At 64.8% G+C, this 21,124-nt stretch carries 12 protein-coding genes; 9 read left to right on the top strand and 3 right to left on the bottom strand.

From position 1 onward, the window contains the following. Positions 1 to 174: 174 nt before the first annotated feature. The 3 genes from OKW28_RS21935 (at position 175) to OKW28_RS21945 (ending at position 4,151) form a co-directional block, all read left to right on the top strand. Positions 175 to 1,101, top strand: a complete 927-nt coding sequence (locus tag OKW28_RS21935; protein WP_429448904.1) for a class I SAM-dependent methyltransferase — start codon at positions 175 to 177, stop codon at positions 1,099 to 1,101. Between the two features lie 71 nt (positions 1,102 to 1,172). After that, the gene (locus OKW28_RS21940) at positions 1,173 to 2,369 is read left to right on the top strand and encodes a phytanoyl-CoA dioxygenase family protein (protein ID WP_429448906.1); all 1,197 of its coding nucleotides are present in this window, start codon (positions 1,173 to 1,175) and stop codon (positions 2,367 to 2,369) included. 276 nt (positions 2,370 to 2,645) lie between these two features. After that, positions 2,646 to 4,151 (top strand): MFS transporter, encoded by a 1,506-nt coding sequence (locus OKW28_RS21945; RefSeq protein ID WP_429448908.1) that lies wholly within the window; start codon positions 2,646 to 2,648, stop codon positions 4,149 to 4,151. A gap of 37 nt (positions 4,152 to 4,188) precedes the next feature. Here the strand turns inward: OKW28_RS21945 and OKW28_RS21950 are convergent, their stop codons facing one another. After that, entirely contained in the window at positions 4,189 to 5,181 is a 993-nt protein-coding gene (locus OKW28_RS21950) for a chemotaxis protein (RefSeq protein ID WP_429448910.1), read from the bottom strand. A gap of 346 nt (positions 5,182 to 5,527) precedes the next feature. On the opposite strand from OKW28_RS21950, the gene OKW28_RS21955 reads away from it, so the two are divergent. The 3 genes from OKW28_RS21955 to OKW28_RS21965 all read left to right on the top strand — a co-directional run bounded on the left by OKW28_RS21955 (position 5,528) and on the right by OKW28_RS21965 (position 9,048). Then, a complete protein-coding gene (locus tag OKW28_RS21955; protein ID WP_429448912.1) occupies positions 5,528 to 6,103 on the top strand; it encodes a DUF4142 domain-containing protein in 576 nt (191 codons plus the stop codon). Positions 6,104 to 6,213: 110 nt separating this feature from the next. After that, on the top strand, positions 6,214 to 7,977 hold the full coding sequence (locus OKW28_RS21960) for a tetratricopeptide repeat protein (protein WP_429448914.1): 1,764 nt from the start codon (positions 6,214 to 6,216) through the stop codon (positions 7,975 to 7,977). A gap of 45 nt (positions 7,978 to 8,022) precedes the next feature. Then, positions 8,023 to 9,048, top strand: a complete 1,026-nt coding sequence (locus tag OKW28_RS21965; protein WP_429448916.1) for an aldo/keto reductase — start codon at positions 8,023 to 8,025, stop codon at positions 9,046 to 9,048. Between the two features lie 84 nt (positions 9,049 to 9,132). Here the strand turns inward: OKW28_RS21965 and OKW28_RS21970 are convergent, their stop codons facing one another. Beyond that, positions 9,133 to 9,876 (bottom strand): SDR family oxidoreductase, encoded by a 744-nt coding sequence (locus OKW28_RS21970; protein ID WP_429448918.1) that lies wholly within the window; start codon positions 9,874 to 9,876, stop codon positions 9,133 to 9,135. Between the two features lie 117 nt (positions 9,877 to 9,993). Between OKW28_RS21970 and OKW28_RS21975 the strand changes: the two genes are divergently transcribed. Together OKW28_RS21975 and OKW28_RS21980 are read left to right on the top strand one after the other, a co-directional pair. Next, on the top strand, positions 9,994 to 10,884 hold the full coding sequence (locus OKW28_RS21975) for a LysR family transcriptional regulator (protein ID WP_429448920.1): 891 nt from the start codon (positions 9,994 to 9,996) through the stop codon (positions 10,882 to 10,884). A 137-nt stretch (positions 10,885 to 11,021) separates the two neighbouring features. After that, positions 11,022 to 12,536, top strand: a complete 1,515-nt coding sequence (locus OKW28_RS21980) for an amino acid racemase (RefSeq protein WP_429448922.1) — start codon at positions 11,022 to 11,024, stop codon at positions 12,534 to 12,536. Between the two features lie 246 nt (positions 12,537 to 12,782). Here the strand turns inward: OKW28_RS21980 and ltrA are convergent, their stop codons facing one another. Next, complete coding sequence (ltrA, locus tag OKW28_RS21985) at positions 12,783 to 14,306, bottom strand: group II intron reverse transcriptase/maturase (RefSeq protein ID WP_429443081.1); 1,524 nt, start codon at positions 14,304 to 14,306, stop codon at positions 12,783 to 12,785. A gap of 743 nt (positions 14,307 to 15,049) precedes the next feature. Here ltrA and uvrA point away from each other — a divergent pair. Continuing rightward, complete coding sequence (gene uvrA / locus OKW28_RS21990; protein ID WP_429448924.1) at positions 15,050 to 20,998, top strand: excinuclease ABC subunit UvrA; 5,949 nt, start codon at positions 15,050 to 15,052, stop codon at positions 20,996 to 20,998. The last annotated feature ends 126 nt before the right edge of the window (positions 20,999 to 21,124 follow it).

A 21,124-nucleotide genomic window follows, 5' to 3' on the forward strand; every position in this document is an offset into this window, starting at 1 on the left:
CATAGCCGCAAACAGCCCGGCAGTTCACATCGATACATCAAGCATAAATATACGCACCGCGAAGCGCGCGGCGAGCCCGACTGATGCCCAATCATGCCCATTGATGCGGACGCGCGTTCGATTTAACACCCGTCGCGTGACATGCGGCGCGCTGATGCACCATAATCGGCAAACTTGACGATCAATCGAGGCACCAAATTGAAAGGAACTGAACTGGATCTGTATGCAACTGAAGAGCCAGGCCACACTTTGGCTTTCAATCTTTTCGATGGCACATGGGTGTCCGATGTGCCGGGCTACGGTTTAGGTATGGCGCCCCATTTCGACGATGGGCGTCTCCACTGGTTCGAGATCATGTGCGGCGGCTTTTCCGGAAAAAGCGTGCTCGAACTCGGACCCATGGAAGGCGGCCATACGTTCATGATGGCCAAAGCCGGCGCTTCACGTGTCCTTGCTATCGAGGCGAATTCGAAGTCCTTTCTCAAATGCCTGCTCGTGCAGAATGCATTGAAGTTCAATGCCGAATTCATGTATGGCGATTTCAGAGAATTGCTGAAAAAACGCGATCAGCGATTCGATCTGATTCTTGCAAGCGGCGTGCTCTATCACATGATCGATCCGGTATCGCTACTGGAAGATATGGCCTATGCGTCAGATTCGATCTGCATCTGGACGCACTATTACGATGCCGAAGTCGCGCGGACGACTGCGAACCTGCAAAGGCACTTCGATCCGACGCCAACCGTCTCGGAGTTTCGCGGACGCGAAGTGCATCTCCACCGACATAGTTATCTCGACAGCATCAACAACGTAAAATTCATCGGCGGGACTGCTCCGCAAGCCAACTGGATGACCCGTGAAAGCCTGATGGCGGTCCTCGACGCACTGGGCATGACGGTGATCGTGGGCGTGGACGATCGCGAACAACATCCGGCCGGTCCGTCGATTCTTCTTTTCGCTGCTCGCATTCCGCATTTCAACGAGGCGCACTATCTTCAGCGCAACCCCGACGTAGCAGAAGCCGTTGCGCACAAGCACATCAGCTCTGGCGCGGAACACTACATCCGCTATGGCCGTGCGGAAGGGCGCTCGTTCGAGTGATCGACACCGCGCGGCCAGCGTCGTGTTCAAGCCAGTTACCCTAAAACGCGAACCCGGAAAGTTCCCCTAAAATGAATACTCTCGAGAATCAGCGCTTTTTCGATAAGCCCGTCGTCGCGGACGTTCCGATCGACAGTCAGACCCAGGTCTTCAAATTCGAAAAATTTCCCGCGGCGGGCCCCGTTCCCTGGCTCGATCGACCGGATGCGCTGGAGCGGGTTGCCGAGCTGTTGTCCCAAGGCGTAATCAGCGAGCAGCAGGCCGAATGGTGCCGCAAATGGGCGAGCGACGGCTATCTGATCATTGAGGGTTTCTTCAAGACGGAACAGCTCGATGCGACGTGGCAAGCCTACGAAAACGCGATTGCCGACGGCACGCTGCGGCCGCCGCATGAGCCGCTTTTCGAAGGCGATACGCTACCTGGGCGCACGCTGAATCCGCATTTCAACGTGCCGGCTGTTCGCGAGATACTGTTCGACGCGCGCATGAACGAGATCGTGAGTCTGCTGCTGGGCGCGAAATCGGCGCCGTTCCAGACGATCGGCGGTCACAAGAGCAGCGAGCAACTCGAGCATTCCGATTCGATTCACATGTCGACCTATCCGAACGGGTATCTGGTCGCGAACTGGATCGCCTTCGAGGATATTCATCCCGACTCCGGGCCGCTCGTTTATCACCCCGGCACGCACAAGCTGCCGTATCTGATGTCGACTGAATTGGGCATGCCGTTCGGTTGCGGGTATTCCGCTTATCACGACATCTACGAACCCGCGATTCAGAAGCTCATCGCTGAACGTTCATCGGGCCCAAAGCATTTCTACCCGAAAAAGGGCGATGTACTGTTGTGGCATGCGAACCTGTTGCACGGCGGCAGCAAGATGCGCGATCCGGAGCACGTGAGTCGCAAGGCACTGGTTTGCCATTTTTTCGCGGATGGCTGTCTGTGCTATCACGACCTGACCGGCATGCCGTCGAGCCTGACGCCAATCGTCGACTTCGACGGCGAGGCGTACCTCGAGGCCAATCCGGACGTCGCCGCGAGCGGCGGCAATGCATTGCAGCACTACATCTACTACGGTCGATTCGAAGGTCGCCCGTTGAGCAGCGCCGAATCGTTTCAACGCAAGGCGCGGCTTGCCCAACTGCCTGACGGTTTCGATCCGAAGCTTTACCTCGAAGCGAATCCCGACGTCTCCGCGGCGGGCGTCGACCCGGTCGATCACTTCGTCGACTTCGGCCGCGCGGAAGGCCGGCCGTTGCGGCCCTGAGTCATGCGTGGCGCCGAAGCAGGCGAAGGCGGCCTGCTTCGGCAAGTTCGCGGACAGTGCATGTCGAAACCTTTTGTCCGCGTCTCGCGCGCACGGTCACCCGGGTTGACGACCCGCCTGCGCCCACAGCATGCGTTCGAGCGCGCTCGCCCCGGCACGGGCCGCCCGCCATCACGCCGCCCGTGCCAGCCTCCTTTGTGCATGCCCTACGGTCTTGCTCTAAACTGGCGCCCGCCCAACCCACGCCCCGATGCGCCCAGTCACGAGCAACAACCGATGCCCCCAGCCTCCATCGATCCCGCCGATTCCCCGCATTTCAGCCTGCCGAAACACCCGCCGTTCCAGCGTTTCTGGTGCACCCGCATCCTGTCGTCGCTGTCGTTCCAGATGCTCGCGGTCGCGATGGGCTGGCATGTCTACGCGCTCACGCATAGCGCGTTCGCACTTGGCCTCGTCGGTCTCGCGCAGTTTCTGCCGATGTTCCTGCTGACGCTCGTCGTCGGCCATGTCGCCGATCGTTACGATCGCCGCCGTATCGCCGCCGTCTGCCAGAGCCTCGAAAGTGTCGCTGCATTGCTGTTCGCGATCGGCACCTTCGGCGGCTGGATCAGCGCGCCGGTCATCTACGTGCTGGCTGCCTGCGTCGGCGCGTCGCGCGCGTTCGAATCGCCGGCCGTGGCGTCGCTGCTGCCGGCCGTGGTGCCGCGCGGCTATCTGCCGAAGGCGACCGCGTGGGCGACGTCCGCCAATCAGACCGCGCAGATCGCCGGGCCCGCGCTCGGTGGTCTGCTGTACGGCATCGGGCCCGGTGCCGCGTATCTCGCGTGCACGCTGACGTTCGCGGCGGCGGCCGCGTCGGTGTGGAGCATTCCGTTGCAGATGAAGCCGGCGAGCCGCGCGCCCGTCACGCTCGAATCGATCTTTTCGGGCATCGCGTTCATTCGTCGCGAGCCGGTGATTCTCGGCGCGCTGTCGCTCGATCTGTTCGCGGTACTGTTCGGCGGCGCGACCGCGTTGCTGCCGATCTTCGCGCGCGACGTGCTGCACGCGGGCCCGCTCGGTCTCGGCCTGTTGCGCTCGGGCACGGCGATCGGCGCGCTCGCGGGCACGATCTGGCTCGCGCATTTTCCATTGCACAACCGGCCAGGCGCGCGTTCGATCGGCGCGGCGCTCGCCGGCTATGAACTGCCCGGGCATCCGTTGCAGGTGCGCGTGAAGCAGACGGTCGCGAGCGTCTGCGATCTGCCCGACGAGGGTGTGCAATGGGCGATCGACGGCTGCAATCTGCCGACGCCGGCGTTTGCGCTCGACCGGCTCGCACGTCTGTTCGCGAAGCTCGCGGCGGCGCAGGATCAACAGGAAACCGAAGCCGCCGCGACGACGCCGCGTGCGGCCGCGCTCGCGCGCATCTATCGCGCGATGACGTCGTACCCGGAACTGGTCGGCGGGGAGGGGCGCTTCTGTACGCTGCTGATGCAGGCTTTCGATGGCGCGCTGGTCGGCAAGGTCGGCGCGGACGGCAGCTATGCGATCGGCGTACGCGCATCGCGGCAGACCGCGCGGCTCGGCGCGAAGGGCGCGCTAGGCATCGCGCTGAAGATCGAGGACGGCAATCCCGCCGTGCTCTACGCGGTCACCGCCGAGTTGCTCGCCGTGCTCGATATCGGTACGCCTGAACAACGCGCGGCGCTCGACGGCTTTCATGCGCCGCAGCGGCTCAACACGATGGGCGTCGAGATCGGCCGGATGGACTTCTCGATCGAGCTTGCCGCGCATCGTTGAGCGCGGCGCCCCGATTCACTGCTCGACACCCCAGACCTCAAGCCGCCGCCGCCTTCGCCGGCGCGGCACCCAGCGCATCACGGATCGCATCGGCGAGCTCGCTCGCCGCGAACTTCGCGACATAGCCGTTGGCGCCCGCGTTCTTCACATGCGCCTCATTGGCCGCGCCCGTCAGCGACGAGTGAATGATCACCGGAATATCGCGCGTGCGTTCATCGGCCTTGATCTGGCGCGTCAGCATGAAGCCGTCCATCTCCGGCATCTCCAGATCGGTCAATACGAGCGCGATGGTGTCTTTGGCGCGCGCGCCGTTTTTCTGCGCTTCGCGCGCGACCTGCTGCAGCGTCTGCCACGCTTCCTCGCCGGTCTTCGTCATGATGTAGTCAGCGCCGATCGCGGCGAGCGCCTGTTCGATCAGCTTGCGCGCGAAGCCGGAGTCGTCGGCGGCGAGGATCTTCGCGCCGCGGCGGATGCCGAGCGCCCGGCCGACCGAGGCCGGATCGACGCTCGGATGCTGCGACGGGAACACGTCGCGCAACACCTGCTCGACGTCGATCACCTGGGCGAGCCGCGAGTCGCCGGTATTGCCGTCGATGCGCGCGATGCTCGTGACGAGCTTGCCGCCCGCCGAGCCATCGGCCGACAGCACCTGGTTCCATTCGAGTCGCACGATCTCGTCGACTTCCTCGACCGCGAAGGCCTGCGTCGAACGCGCGAATTCGGTGACCAGCAGGATGTTCAGGCCGCGCGTCGGCTCGCAGCCCATCAACCGCGGCAGATCGATCACGGGGATGATCTGCCCGCGAATGTCGACCGCGCCCATCACGTAAGGCGACGATCCGGCGATCGGCGTGACGGTCGGCATCGTCGAGATTTCGCGCACCTTGAACACGTTGATCCCATACAACTCGTGCGCGTCGCTGCCCGGCACGTGGCCGAGGCGGTATAGCAGCAGCTCGAACTTGTTGGAGCTCGTCAGGTTGCTGCGTTCGGTGTGGCGCTCGTGATTGGCACGGTGGTCGTCTGCCATCGGAATCGTTCTCCAGAATTGCGGTGCTGAGCGGTGCTGAGCGGTCCCTGTATCTGGTTATCGGCGCCGATGGCGAAAAATTCAGCACTGCGTGGCAGCGTCGAGCGGCGCGCGCGATTCACGCGAATACGGCAAACGTGTGCGCATTCATATGAGGGTTACCTAAGGTTACAGAAGCGACAGTAGCGTTTCACCTGCCCGACGGCGTGGCTTCTAGAATCGGCAGCGATAAAAGCGTGGCGCTGGGCTCGCAAGCAGTCCGCAGCGTTTTGCATCGCACGCTTCGTTCGCGGCGCACACGTGTCCGTCGTTTTGCTTTCAGATGCTTTCACCTCAAGGAGAACGTATGATCCGCCTGCCTTCCGTCCCTTCCGTCGCTTTGGCCCGCATCGCCGCCGTTGCCTGCTTCGGTGGTCTTCTGACGGCCGCCTCGGTGGCCAGCGCGCAGAGCGCCGCGTCCACGGACACGGGCCGCCTGCATGCCGCCGACCAGACCTTCATCGCGGACGGCACGCAAGCCGTCGCGACGCAGCGCGATGCCGCGCGTATCGCCACCGCGCGTTCGGCCGACCGCGACGTGAAGGCCTTCGCCGAGCGCGTGTCGAGCGACGACGCCAAGATCACCGACGCGTTGCGCGCGGCGAGTCCGCGCGGTGTCGACGTGCCGAAGAACGATCCCGATGCGGCCGTGCTCGCAAGCATCAACCATCTGCGCGGCGCGGACTTCGACAAGGTGTACATCGAGCAGGTCGCGCTCGCGGGTGAACAGAAGGCGCTGTCCGCTTTCCAGGCGGAAATCGCAGCGGGCCGCGACGAGCCGTTGAAGGCCGCCGCGAAACAGGCGCTGCCGACGATCCAGCAGCACTATGCGATGGCGCAGGATCTCGCGAAGCGCAAGCATCTGTCCGTGGCCGCGCAATAGGCGGCGTCACGTCGCTACGCGGCAGGCGGCGGTACTTCGAACCCGGGCTTTTCGGCGATAATCGTGCGCTTCTTCCGACGATTCGTCGCGCCTCCGATTCCAGGTACCGCATGAGCAAGCACGCCAGTCTGCCGCAACAGTTGGACCATCTGCTTCGACAAGCCGTCGCGCTCCAGCAGAACGGCGCGCTCGTCGAAGCCGAGCAGATGTATCGCGAGATACTCGAACTGAAGCCGAAGCATGGCGATGCGTTGCGCTGGCTCGGCGAACTCGCGCTGCAAACGGGCCGCTTGCAGGAAGGCGTCGATCTGCTGAAGAAGGCGCTCGTGGTCAACGCGAGACAGCCGGCCGTGCATTCGAATCTCGCCTATGCGCTGAACGCGTTGCAGCGTCATGACGAAGCGCTCGCGTGTGCCGAGCGGGCGCTCGCGATGCAGCCGAAATTCGCCGATGCGTTGAACAATCGCGGCAACGCATTGGCGGCGCTGAACCGTCCACTCGATGCGCTCGCGAGCTACGAACGCGCGCTTTCGCTCGTGCCGGAGTTTGCGCCGGCGTGGAACAATCGCGCATGCGTGCTGCGCGATCTCGGCCGCTATGCCGATGCGCTCGATAGCTGCGACCAGGCGCTCGCGTTGCAGCCGAACTATCCGGATGCGTGGAGCAATCGCGGCAACATGCTCGGCGATCTGAACCAGCCGCACGAAGCACAACACTGCTACCAACGCGCGCTGGAACTTGCGCCTGCTTTCGTCGATGCATGGAACAACCTCGGTCTCGCGCAGATCGATCTGAATCAGCGCGAACAGGCGTTGTCGAGCTATCAGCGCGCGCTTGCGTTGAATCCGGCGTCGGTCGAAACGCACTGGAACCAGGCGCTGTGCCTGCTGCAAATGGGTCGGTTCGATACCGGCTGGCGCGAATACGAATGGCGTTGGGAGCGCAGCCGCATCAAGGCCGGCAGGCGCGCGTTCGCGCAGCCGTTGTGGCTCGGCGATGTTCCGCTCGACGGCAAAACGATTCTGCTGCATGCGGAGCAGGGCCTGGGCGACACGTTGCAGTTCTGCCGCTATGCGCCGCTCGTTGCGAAGCTCGGCGCGAAGGTCGTGCTCGAAGCGCCGGGCGCGTTGTTGCGATTGCTATCGACGCTCGATGGTGTCGATCAGTTGATCGAAGCGGGGCAGCCGTTGCCGCCGTTCGATTGTCATTGCCCGCTGCTGAGCTTGCCGCTTGCGTTCGGCACGAACGAAGCGAGCATTCCGGCGGCGACGCCGTATCTTTTTGCGCAGCCGGCGGCCGTCAGCGAATGGCGTGAGCGGATCGAACACGACGGCAACATCAACGCGGATGCCAACGCAATCAGGCCGCTGAAAGTCGGCCTCGTCTGGGCCGGCGAGAACCGCGCGCATATCGCCGAGCTGCGCAAGATCGACGCGCGTCGGTCGCTCACGTTCGAGCAACTCGCGCCGCTCCTCGAGGTGCCGAACGTTCGCTTCTTCAGCGTGCAGAAGGGCGCGGCCGCACCGCAATTAGCCGAAAGCGCCTACGGTGAACGCGTCGCCGATTACACCGGGCTGCTGCACGATTTCGCCGATACCGCCGCGCTCGTCGCCAGTCTCGATCTGGTGATTTCGGTCGACACGTCCACCGCGCATCTGGCCGGCGCACTCGACAAACCCGTCTGGATCCTGAACCGCTTCGACACCTGCTGGCGCTGGTTGCTCGAACGCAGCGACACGCCATGGTATCCGTCCGCACGTCTGTTCCGTCAACCGGCGCTCGGCGATTGGGGCGGCGTGATCGATGCCGTGCGCGATGCATTGGCGGATCTGAGCGCCCCCGCCTTCGTGACGCCATTTGGCGCAGACGCGTAGACTGAACCTCCGTTCATCGACGGCAATGCCACGGAGAGTTCTTCAATGGAATACAGACATCTGGGTGCATCGGGTTTCAAGGTGCCGGTGCTGAGTCTCGGCACCGGTACGTTCGGCGGCAAGGGTGAATTTTTCGAGGCGTGGGGCGCGACCGACGTCGCCGAAGCGCGGCGTCTGATCGACATCTGTTTCGACGCGGGCGTCACGATGTTCGACACCGCCGACATCTATTCGAAGGGCGCGTCCGAGTCGGTGCTCGGCGAGGCGCTGAAGGGTAAGCGCGACAAGGCGATCCTGTCGACCAAGGCGACGTTTCGTTTCGACGACGATCCGAACGGCGTCGGTTCGTCGCGCTTCCATCTGATCCAGGCGGTCGATTCAGCGCTCAAGCGTCTGCAAACCGATTACATCGACCTGTTCCAGCTGCACGGCTTCGACGCGAAAACGCCGATCCCCGAAGTGCTGTCCACGCTCGACGACCTCGTGCGCGCGGGCAAGATCCGCTATATCGGCGTGTCGAATTTCTCCGGCTGGCATCTGATGAAGTCGCTCGATATCGCCGACCGTTACGGCTATCCGCGCTATGTCGCGAATCAGACCTACTACTCGCTGGTCGGGCGCGACTACGAGTGGGAGCTGATGCCGCTCGGCGTCGACCAGGGCGTCGGTGCCGTGGTGTGGAGCCCGCTCGGCTGGGGCCGCCTCACCGGCAAGCTCAAGCGCGGCCAGCCGCTGCCGGAGACGAGCCGTCTGCACAAGACCGCCGACATGGGGCCGGCGGTGCCGGAAGACTATCTGTTCCGCGTGCTCGACGCGCTCGACGAAATTGCCGCCGAAACCGGCAAGACCGTGCCGCAGATCGCGCTGAACTGGCTGCTGCAACGGCCGACCGTCGCGACGCTGTTGATCGGCGCGCGCAACGAGGAGCAACTGCGGCAGAACCTCGGCGCGGTCGGCTGGAATCTGACGCCGGAGCAGGTCGCGAAGCTCGATGCGGCCAGCACGGTGCGGCCCGCGTATCCGTACTGGCATCAGGAAGGCTTCGCGGAACGCAATCCAAAGGCGGTTTGAGCGGCGGGTCGACCACGTTCCAGGCGCCGCAGCCGGCGCAATGCATTGGTCCAGCGCGGCCGCACGCTGGACTAGCGCATCCCATCAAGCCAAACCGCCATTGGCCCGCAATACCTGCCCATTGACCCAACCCGCATCCGGGCCGACCAGAAACGCGACCACGCCCGCCACGTCTTCCGGCTCGCCGAGGCGTTGCAGCGGCGGCATCTTCGCGAACGTCTCGATCTGCTCGTCGGTCTTGCCTTCGAGGAACAGCGCGGTCGCGATCGGTCCCGGCGCGACCGCATTCACTGTGATGTTGCGCCCGCGCAGTTCCTTCGCGAACACACGCGTGAACGCTTCGACGGCTGCCTTGGTCGCCGTGTAGATGCCATAGCCGGGCAGGTTCAGCGCGAGCACGCTGGTCGAGAAATTGACGATGCGCCCGCCGTCGTTCAGGCGCGCGGCCGCTTCGCGCAGCGTGTTGAAGGTGCCGCGCACGTTGGTGTCGAAGGTTTGGTCGTAGAGTGCGTCGGGCGTGTCGGCGAGCGGCGTGGGCTTCATCACGCCCGCGTTGTTGACGAGCACATCCACCTTGCCGAGTTCGCGTTCGGTGATCTCGAACATGCGACGCACGTCGTCGGGCTTCGACACGTCGGCTTGCACCGCGACCGCCTTGCCGCCAGCTTCGCGGATCGCGCCGACGAGCGCGTCGGCTTCGCCCGCGCTCGATGCGTAGTTGACGGCGACCGCGTAGCCGTCGTTCGCGAGCCGCTGTGCGATCGCCATGCCGATGCCGCGCGATGCGCCCGTGACGATGGCGACTTTCGGTTGTGGGTTCGTGCTCATGACTGGTTTCCTCATAGAAGGTGGTGGATCGGTGAGGTGAATCATGAACGCTTTGCGCGCAGAGATAATCCGGTTAGACTCGCCATCGTCATTCCATTTACTTTAATAATCCCCAATATGGACCGTTTCGAGGAAATGCGCGTATTCGTGCGGATCGCCGAGCGCCAGAGCTTCACGCGCGCCGCCGACGATCTGCAAATTCCGCGCGCGACCGTCACCAACCTGATGAAGCGCCTCGAGCAGCGGCTCGGCGCGCGGTTGCTCGAACGCACGACCCGCACGGTGCGGCTCACGCCAGACGGTGAAGCGCACTACCAGCGCTGTGTGCGCCTGATCGCCGATATGGAGGAGGCCGAGGGGGCGTTTTCCCATCTCGCGCCGAAGGGGCTGTTGCGCGTGAACGTGCAGGGCACGCTCGCGCGGCACTTCGTGGTGCCGGCGCTGCCCGCGTTTCTCGCGCGCTTTCCCGACATCGAGCTGATGATCGGCGAGGACGACCGGCTCGTCGACCTCGTGCGCGAGGGCATCGATTGCGTGCTGCGCGCGGGCGTGCTGCAGGATTCGTCGATGGTCGGGCGGCGCGTCGCGCAACTGCAGCAGGTGACGGTCGCGAGTCCCGCGTATCTGGCCACGTATGGCGAGCCGGCCGATCCTGCCGCGCTGTCGACGCATCGCGCGGTCAACTACGTGTCGAGCGCGACCGGCAAGCCGGTGCCGCTCGAATTCCGCGTCGACGGGCGGGATACCGCGCTCGTGCTGCCGTCGGCGGTGTCGGTCAGCGGCGCCGAACTGTACACGGGCGCGGCCCTCGCCGGGCTCGGCATCGTGCAGGTACCGCGTTACCGCGTGGATGGCGAGTTGGCGGCGGGGCGGCTGCGGGTCATTCTGGCGGACTATCCGCCGCCACCGATACCGGTGTCGGTGCTGTATCCGCAGAACCGGCAGTTGTCGTCGCGCGTGCGGGTGTTCGCGCAGTGGCTGCGGGAGATGTTCGAGCCGGTGAGCTGAGGGAGCGAAAAACGCAAAGGAATACGTTTTCGTGGTTAACGCCTGGACATGTGCGCCTCGCATAATGTCATTCTCAAGAGCGCAGAAAGCCGCCCGTGATCGAGGGTGGACGCACAGAACGACCGGGGGATCTGATCATGAATCGTTTTCGTTCGCTGGGTGTGGCGACGGGCGCGGCGCAGTTCGCCAGTGCCGACATCCTCAGCCGGATGAGCACGGCGTCGCGCCGGCCAGGCGCCGCGCGCCCCTTCGATCTGATTTTCGAACCGCGCGCGTGGCAGGGGCCCGCCGCGCCCGAGGCGACGGACCCGCAGTTCAAGATCCACGTGTTCGACACGATGCGCGCGTTCGAAAAACGCGGCGTCGACGCGATCGTGCTGCCATGCTTTCTGAGCCATACCTTCATCGACGAACTCGCGGCCAACGTCACCGTGCCGGTCGCCAACATCATGACCGCGTTGTCAGCGCACGTGCGGCGCACCTATCCGTCGGCGCGCCGAATCGGCGTGCTGACGTCGGCGGCGATTCGCGCGAACGGCCTGTTCGAGCGCTACTTCGAAGCCGGGCAGTTCGACGTGTGCTATCCGCGCAACGACACCGGTTTCGACGGCGTGACGAGCGCCGTCTTTGGTGTCGGGGGCATCCGCGATGGGCGCCTGCACGGGCGGCCCGTCGAGCTGTTGCGCGCGGCGTGCGCGGATCTGGTCGCGCAGGGCGTCGACGTGATCGTGCCGGGGCTCGCGGAGATCGGCCTCGTGCTGCGCGCGCTCGGGCGCATCGAGGTGCCGCTCGTCGATACGAACCAGGTGTATGCGCGCTATGTCGCGGCGGCGCAGTACACGCAGCCGGAGCGGGCCTTCCGCCTCGGCGTGGTCGGCGGCATCGGGCCGGCCGCGACCGTCGATTTCATGGCCAAGCTCGTGCGCAACACGCCGGCCGCGCGCGACCAGGACCATATCCGGATCATGGTCGAGCAGAATCCGCAGATCCCCGACCGCACCGCGGCGCTGCTCGAGCGCGGCGACGATCCCACCCTCGCGCTATACGCGGCCTGCAAGACGCTCGAGGACGGCGGCGCGGATCTGATCGCGATTCCGTGCAATACCGCGCATGCGTTCGTCGAGCGGCTCCAGCCGGCGCTGCGCGTGCCGATCGTCAATATGCTGACCTGTACCGCCGATTATCTGCGCGAGACCGTTCCGGGTCTGCGCGAAGTGGGCGTGCTGGCCACCTCGGGCACGCTCGCGAGCCGCGTCTACGAACAGGCGCTCGACGCGCGCGGCTTGGCGCAGATCGCGCCGTCCGCCACTGCGCAAGCGCGTCTGATGAACGCGATCTACGGCCCGCGCGGCGTGAAGGCGGGGCACACGTCGGGCGACTGTTGCGACGACCTCGCGGCGGCCGTCGACGATCTGGTCGCGCAGGGCGTGCAGGTGATCGTGCTCGCGTGCACGGAGTTGCCGTTGCTGTTGCGCGAACCGGTGCTCGCGTGTCCGGGCGGGCGCGTGGTGCGGCTGGTCGATCCGACCGACGTGCTGGCGAGGCGCTGCGTTGCGTATGCGCTTGGCGACGGTGTCGCACGCGTAGCCCCGGCGGGTTGCGCGACGCCGGATGCGACCGGGTGCTCGCGGGTTGAAAGCGCGCTCGGCTAGTCAGGCAGCGCGACCGCGGCGCAGCCGTTTGCGCATCGCCGCCGATCCGGAGGTCAAGGCGCGCCCGAGCCCGTCATGGAAAAGTCGGGTAGCAGCGACGCATTGCTGCGCCGCCGCCCCCTAAGAACCGTACGGGCGAGTTTCCCCGCATACGGCTCAAGCCTCTGTAAGGCCAGTGGTTGAACTAACCCGGCGGCACAACGTACCGACAGGGCCTTCTGTACCTGCGTCATGACAGCGCGCGGTCTAGCTGCGGCCGTGGCCCGTCCGCCGTGCGCGGGAGACCCGGCTTCGGATCGCAGCACGCTGCGCGAAGTAGGGGTGCCACGTACGATCGTATGGGTTGGCGTCCGACTGGATTTTCGGATGCCGTTCGATGGGGACGCTAGCTGCCGTCCGAAGTATCCGGAGCAGGGGGCGTCCGCTTTCGTCCAGTTGTTCGGTAGAGGCGCCGAAGACCCAGCGCCGCAGACCGATCTGGTGGAAATAACGTCGCATAACCCACTCTGGAGGCTTCTTTGGGTGGCGTCGCTTCGCCCATTGCCATATGGCGTACCAGATATGGCTGTCCACCTTGGAGAAGGTTTCCTGCGCAACAATGTGGCGGTGGTAGTTAGCCCAGCCTGTTATCACTGGATTGAGGGCGTCGATCAACGAGTGTTGCGGCGCTGACCATAGCCTTCGAATGACGTCCCGGACCTTTTGCAGGAAGGACTGCACATTCTTCCGCGCCGGTTTGATAAGCAGTTTGTCGCCATATCGCCGGATGTTCTGGCCAAGGAAGTCATAACCTTCTGTGAGATGGGTGATCTTCGTTTTCTCTGGAGCGAGTTCCAGTCCCCGTGATGCGAGAAACGTGGTGACAGCCGGTGTGATGATGTCTTGCAGCACTTCCCGGTTCAAACCAGTGATGACGAAGTCGTCGGCATATCGCACGAGATTGACCTTGTGGGCCGCACGCTGCGATGCATTCTTGAAGGCGGACGATATAGCCTTGTCCAGCCCATTCAACGCGAAGTTGGCGAGCACAGGGCTGATGATGCCGCCTTGTGGTGTGCCTTCGGTTGTTTTCGCGAATGTGCCGTCCTTCAGGTAACCGGCCCTAAGCCATTTCGCCAACACGGCCTTATCCATCGGCACGTGCTGTAGAAGCCACGTATGGTCAATGTTGTCGAAGCAGCCGCGGATGTCCGCTTCAAGGATCCACTGTGCCGAAACCCGTGCGCCCCGATCCTTTGGGTTGCCGTGGTAGCGGGCGTTCAGGAAGCATTGTGCTATCGCGTCGTGTGTGGATCGTTCTTTGCGGAATCCATAGGATTGCGCATCTGAGATCGTTTCGGATACGGGATCGAGGGCGAGCAGGTGTAGGGCCTGCATCGCCCGGTCGCGCATCGTAGGGATACTCAGTGGGCGCAGCTTGCCATTACTCTTCGGGATGTAGACACGTTTAAGCGGCATCGGTTGGTAGCCGCTCCGCTTTAGCGAGTCTATCGCCATGTATTTGGCATCCGGTGTCGACCAGAGTACCTTGTCGACGCCCGGTGTACGTTTGCCCTTGTTTTCCGTAACCCGTTTAACGGCTAAAGCTTTGCCGTAGAACGAGGTGGTCAGCAGCCGTTGCAGGGCCTTGACCCTGTTCCAGCGACCTTCCTGTGTTGCCTTCACGATACGTGCCTGCATTCTTTTGACCGTGGCGTGAGCGGTGTCCCAGTCGATGCTGTGCCACGACGCGCCCCGGTCGGCCAGCGCACACGTTGACTGCCCGTTCATTTGCTTTCTCGCCTTCAAAGATTACGCAAGCTATCTCGTGATGAGAGACCAGTTGGAAGTCTGCCCACTTTCGTGTCGAGCAATGTTCCAGCTCGTATCCAGGCCATTACAGTCTGGCATTCGCTTTCTCCAACCTCCTTTACCCACTTCGCCAACAGCCTCCCTTGCGGTCGGCCTGCCCCGGAGGGCGGCGAGATGGGCTTACCCTGTTCCGCTATCACCACAAGATGGCAGCGGCTCCCTCTTTACGCCGACGACGCAGTGTCTGCGTGCATCCCCAACAGACTGAATGCACCCGGTCGCTTAGCTTTTGCCCTCAGCCTGTCAGCATCTTTGGCTGGACTGTTTTCACGACGCTTGCGAGAGTTCACTTACGTTAGCCACGCCATCCGAGCCCTTCCGCTTCCCGCATCGATGCTTGCAGGTGTCGCTTTCGCCTCGCAGCTCCAGCTAGGCTTAACGCCTCGGTCGTTGTCCTTGAAGCTCCGCACCCCACCGTTACCAGTGACGCACGATCAAGTAGGCTACTGCTGGCAGAACAGCAGGTCCTGTCCGACCAGATGCTATCGGCAGGACAGTTGCGATAGCGACTTTGCAGGTCGCACCTGTATAAACATACAGTATAGTATCCCCCTACAGCCAGGCTTCCGGGCGCTCCTCGCGCCGACCCGGCTGCACCGAACTTGCGCGGTCGCGAGAGCCGGCCGTGAGAGGTGACCCACTCCTTCAGACGGTCGGAAAAATTGTCCTCCAACGACGCAACCCTTGACACCCTCGCTGACACTCCCCAAGGCGGCAACCCGAGCGGCAACAAGATCCAGGGCACGATCCGCATTCGCGGCGCCCGCCAGCACAACCTGAAAAACGTCGACCTCGACGTGCGCACCGGCGAAATGACGGTCGTCACGGGGCCGTCGGGCTCGGGCAAGTCGAGCCTCGTGTTCGACACGCTGTATGCGGAAGGCCAGCGCCGCTACGTCGAAACCTTCAGCGCGTACGCGCGCCAGTTCCTCGACCGGATGGATCGGCCGCAGGTCGACCGCGTCGACGGCGTGCCGCCCGCCATCGCGATCGACCAGACCAACCCGGTGCGCAGCTCGCGCTCCACGGTCGGCACGATGACCGAGCTCAACGATCACCTGAAGCTGCTGTACGCGCGCGCGGCCGAGCTGTTCGACCGCCAGAGCGCGTATCTGGTGCGGCACGACACGCCGGAGACGATCTACGCGGAACTGCTCGAGCGCACCGCGCAGGAGGAGCCGCGGCTCGTCGTCACGTTCCCGGTCGAGCTGCCGGAGTCGGCGTCCGCGCAGGAGGTCGAGCAGTGGTTGTCGGCGAGCGGCTATACGCGCGTGCAGGCGCAGCGCGAAGTCGATTCGCCGACCGGCAAGCGCAAGTTGCTCGACGTCGTCGCCGACCGCTTCCGGCTGCGCTCGGTGGATAAAGCACGCGCGATCGAGGCGATCGAGGCATCGCTGAAGCGCGGCGGCGGGCGCGTCAATATTTACGTGCTGCCGGCTACCTCGGACGAGCCGCAGGCCGAAGCCGTCGAGCCGCGCATCTGGCGTTTCTCCACCGGCTTGCACAGCCCCGAAAGCGATCTGCGCTATGCCGATCCGCAGCCCGCGCTGTTCTCGTTCAACTCGGCCTATGGCGCTTGTGATGCCTGCCGCGGTTTTGGCCGCGTGATCGGCGTCGACCTCGGTCTCGTGATCCCCGACGCGCGCAAGACGCTGCGCGAAGGTGCGGTCAAGCCGATGCAGACGCCCGCGTGGAAGGAGTGCCAGGACGACCTGATGCGCTACGCGGCGAAAGCCGACATCCGCCGCGACACGCCGTGGGGCGAGCTCAGCGAGCGCGAACGCAACTGGGTCATCAACGGCTCGCCGGACTGGAACGGCAAGTGGCAGACGCATTGGTACGGCGTCAAACGCTTCTTCGACTATCTCGAATCGAAGGCGTACAAGATGCATATCCGCGTGCTGCTGTCGAAATACCGCAGCTACACGCCGTGCGAAACCTGCGGCGGCGCGCGTCTGAAAACCGAATCGCTGCTGTGGCGCCTCGGCAGCAAGACCAATGCGAACGCCGTGCTCGCGCCCGCGCAGCGCTTCATGCCGCGCGGCGTGAAGTGGTCGCGCGCGCAGCTCGAAGCGTTGCCGGGCCTGACCGTGCACGATCTCATGCTGATGCCGATCGAGCGCATCCGCCGCTTCTTCGACGACATCACGCTGCCGAGCGCGTTGCTCGACGACGCGCTGAAGCTGCTGCTCGCCGAAGTGCGCACGCGCCTCAAGTATCTATGCGACGTCGGTCTCGGCTATCTGACGCTCGACAGGCAAAGCCGCACGCTGTCGGGCGGCGAGGTGCAGCGTATCAACCTGACCACCGCGCTCGGCACGTCGCTGACCAAGACGCTGTTCGTGCTCGACGAGCCGAGCATCGGCCTGCACCCGCGCGACCTGAACCGCATCGTCGAAGCGATGCACCGGCTGCGCGACGCGGGCAATACGCTGGTCGTGGTCGAGCATGATCCGTCGGTGATGCTCGCGGCGGACCGGCTCATCGACATGGGTCCGGGACCGGGCGAGCGCGGCGGCTCGATCATTTTCGACGGCGCGCCCGAGGCGATTCGCTCGACCGGCACGCTGACCGGCGAGTACCTCGGCGGCCGGCGCCATGTCGCGGATGCCGCGCACTGGTTGCGTCGCGCGGTCGACGCGAGCACGCCGCGCATCGTGCTCGAAGGCGCGAGCGAGCACAATCTGCGCGACGTCACGGTCGAAATTCCATTGCAGCGGCTCGTCTGCGTGACCGGCGTGTCGGGTTCCGGCAAATCGACGCTGCTGCAGGACGTGCTGTATCCGGCGATGGCGCGCCACTTCGGGCTCGCCACCGAAGCGCCGGGCGCGTTCAAGGCGCTGAACGGCGCGGACCAGGTCACCGACGTCGTGTTCGTCGACCAGTCACCGATCGGCAAGACCGCACGCTCGAATCCGGCCAGCTACGTCGGCGCGTTCGACGAAATCCGCAAGCTGTTCGCGAAGGCACCGCTCGCGCAACAGCGCGGCTACGGCCCCGGCATGTTCAGCTTCAATTCGGGCGACGGCCGCTGCCCGACCTGTGGCGGCTCGGGCTTCGAGCACATCGAAATGCAGTTCCTCTCCGACGTGTACCTGCGCTGCCCCGATTGCGACGGGCGTCGTTATCGCGCGGAAATGCTGGAGGTGAAGATCGAGCGAGGCCAGCCGGCGCGCGCATTGAGCATTGCCGACGTGCTCGAACTGACCGTCAGCGAGGCTGCCGCGTACTTCGCGAAGGACGCCGAAGTATTACGCGTGCTGCAGCCGATCGTCGACGTCGGGCTCGAATACGTGAAGCTCGGCCAGCCCGTGCCGACGCTGTCGGGCGGCGAGGCGCAGCGGCTCAAGCTCGCGGGCTTTCTCGCGGAGTCGGCACAGGCGCGCGGCGCACGCGGCGCGAAGCAGGTGATCGCGAAGCGTCTGTTCATGTTCGACGAACCGACCACGGGTCTGCATTTCGACGACATCGCGAAGCTGATGCAGGCGTTCGGCAAGCTGCTCGCGAGCGGTCATTCGCTGATCGTGATCGAGCACAATCTCGACGTGATCCGCGCGGCCGACTGGATCATCGACCTCGGTCCCGAAGGCGGCGACGGCGGTGGCCGCGTGTTGTGCGCGGGCACGCCGGACGAAGTGAAAGCGTGCGCCGAATCGCATACCGGCGAGGCGTTGCTGCAATACGACCGCGCGATGGACACCGCAACCGCGGCGGAGCCCCAGGGCATCCCGCTGCAGAAGGCCCTGAGCGCGGCCCGCGCACGTCGCGCGATCGAAGGCGAGGACGTCGTGCGCATCGTCAACGCGCGCGAGCACAACCTGAAGGCGCTCGACGTCGACATTCCGCACGGCAAGTTCAACGTGATCACCGGCGTGTCGGGCTCGGGCAAATCGACGCTCGCGTTCGACATCCTGTTCCATGAAGGTCAGCGGCGCTACCTCGAATCGCTGAACGCGTATGCCCGCTCGATCGTGCAGCCAGCCGGACGGCCCGAAGTCGACGCGGTGTATGGCATTCCACCGACCGTCGCGATCGAGCAGCGGCTCTCGCGCGGCGGTCGCAAAAGTACCGTCGCCACGACCTCGGAGGTGTGGCACTTCCTGCGTCTGCTGTACGTGAAGCTCGGCTTGCAGCACTGCATTCACGACGGCACGCCGGTCACGTCGCAAAGCGCCGAATCGATCGCGGCGCAGTTGCTGCGCGATCACAAGGGCCAGCATGTCGGCTTCCTCGCGCCGCTCGTCGTGAACCGCAAGGGCGTCTATACAGATCTCGCGAAATGGGCAAAAGCGCGCGGCAATACGCATCTGCGTGTGGACGGCGAGTTCGTGCCGGTCGATCCGTGGCCGAAGCTCGATCGCTTCCGCGAGCACACGATCGAGCTGCCAGTCGCTGACCTCGTCATCTCGGCCGATCATGAAGCGGAGCTGCGCGAAGCGCTCGATCAGACGCTCGACATCGGTAAAGGCATCATGCATCTGCTCGCGCCGCTCGATGGTCTGCACGACGCGCTCAACGGCGGCGAGTCCACCGCGAAGCTCGGCGACGTGAAGGTGCTGTCGACGAAGCGCGCGTGTCCGGTGTGCGGCACGAGCTACCCCGAGCTCGATCCGCGCATGTTCTCGTACAACAGCAAGCATGGCTGGTGCACGAGCTGCGTCGGCACGGGGCTGTCGCTGACGCGCGAGCAGCGGGCCGCGTACGACGACACGATCGTCGTCGACGACAATCGCGGTCGCGAGCAGAGCCTTCCCTCGGAGGAGCAGGAACCGGAAGGACTCGTCGACGAGCCGTGTCCGGATTGCGCGGGCACGCGTCTGAATCCGGTCGCGCGCGCGGTCACGTTCGACTCGCAGGCGATCGTCGACGTCGCGCAATGGACCGTGTCCGACACGCGTGCGTGGATCGATACGCTGCGGATGACGGGCCGCGACGCCGAAATCGCGCGCGACGTGGTCAGCGAAATCGGCAGCCGGCTGCAGTTCCTCGAAGAAGTCGGGCTCGGCTATCTGAGCCTCGATCGCGCGGCGCCGAGTTTGTCGGGGGGCGAAGCGCAGCGCATCCGGCTCGCTGCGCAGCTAGGCAGCAATTTGCAGGGCGTGTGTTACGTGCTCGACGAGCCGACCATCGGTCTGCATCCGCGCGACAACCAGATTCTGCTGAACGCGCTGCGCAAGCTCGGCGACAAGGGCAATACGCTCGTCGTCGTCGAGCATGACGAAGATACGATCCGGCGCGCGGATCACATCATCGATATCGGGCCGGGCGCGGGCAAGCGCGGCGGCAAGCTGATCGCGCAGGGCAGCGTCGCGGACCTGTCCGCGCAGCCCGATTCGCTGACCGGCCGTTTCCTCGCGCAGCCGATCGTGCATCCGCTGCAGCCGCGCCGCGAGGTCGTCGCGCCGGGCGAGCGTGCGGCCGCGGTGCCGGAGAACTGGCTGACCGTGCATGGCGGCAAGCTGCATAACCTGCGCGACGTGACGGTCGGCATTCCGCTCGCGCGGCTTGTCGCGGTGACGGGCGTCAGCGGCTCCGGCAAGTCGACGCTCGCGCGCGACGTGCTAATGACCAATCTGCTCGATGCGGTCGGGCGCTCGGTGCTGTCGTCGCCGGCGACGCGCCGCGCGCGTGCGGCCGCCGAGGAGAAGCCGGCCGCGAACCGGCGTTCGAGCGTGCTCGCGCGCTCGGCGCCGCGCGCGCCGCTGAACGTCACGCACATATGGCAGGGCTGCGATTCAGTCACCGGCTGGGAAAGCATCGACCGCGTGCTGGAAGTCGATCAGACGCCGATCGGCAAGACGCCGCGTTCGTGTCCCGCCACCTACATCGGCGTGTGGGATGCGATCCGCAAGCTGTTCGCGGGCACGCTGGAGGCGCGCGCGCGCGGCTATACCGCGTCGCGTTTCTCGTTCAACACGGGCGAGGGCCGTTGCCCCGCATGCGAGGGCCAGGGCGTGCGCACGATCGGCATGAGCTTCCTGCCCGACGTGAAGGTGCCGTGCGACGTCTGCCACGGCCAGCGCTTCAATCCGGAGACACTCGCGGTCACGTGGCGCGGCAAGAACATCGGCGACGTGCTGACCATGGAAATCGACGAAGCGGTCGAGTTCTTCGCGTCGATTACGAACATCGGGCATCCGCTGCAACTGATGAAAGACGTCGGGCTCGGCTATCTGACGCTCGGCCAGCCGTCGCCGACGCTGTCGGGCGGCGAGGCGCAGCGCATCAAGCTCGTCACCGAGCTGAGCAAGGTGCGCGACGACATCACGCGGCGTGGCCAGAAGCCGCCGCACACGCTGTACGTGCTGGACGAGCCGACGGTCGGGCTGCACATGGCGGACGTCGCGAAGCTGATTCGTGTGCTGCACCGGCTCGTGGATGGCGGGCATAGCGTCGTCGTCATCGAGCACGATCTCGACGTGATCGCCGAGGCGGACTGGATCATCGACCTCGGTCCGGAGGGCGGCGTGGGCGGCGGTACGATCGTTGCGGCAACGGATCCGGAAAGCCTGTCACACGTGGCCGCGAGTCATACCGGCGCGGCTCTCCGACCGGTGCTCGCGCGCACGGCCGCTACGTCGACGCTGGCCGGCGAAGGGACGAATGGCTGAGGCACGGTGACGAGCGGTGGCGCGGCCGTTGCGCGCCGCGATGCCGTTCCCCAGCCGACTGTTTGCTCGCATTCCCAGACGCGCGCATCAGGTATGCCGTTGCAATTTCGCAGGTTGTAACGGCCG

The sequence above is a fragment of the Paraburkholderia sp. 40 genome, from assembly GCF_050434105.1.
GTDB classification, from domain to species: domain Bacteria; phylum Pseudomonadota; class Gammaproteobacteria; order Burkholderiales; family Burkholderiaceae; genus Paraburkholderia; species Paraburkholderia tuberum.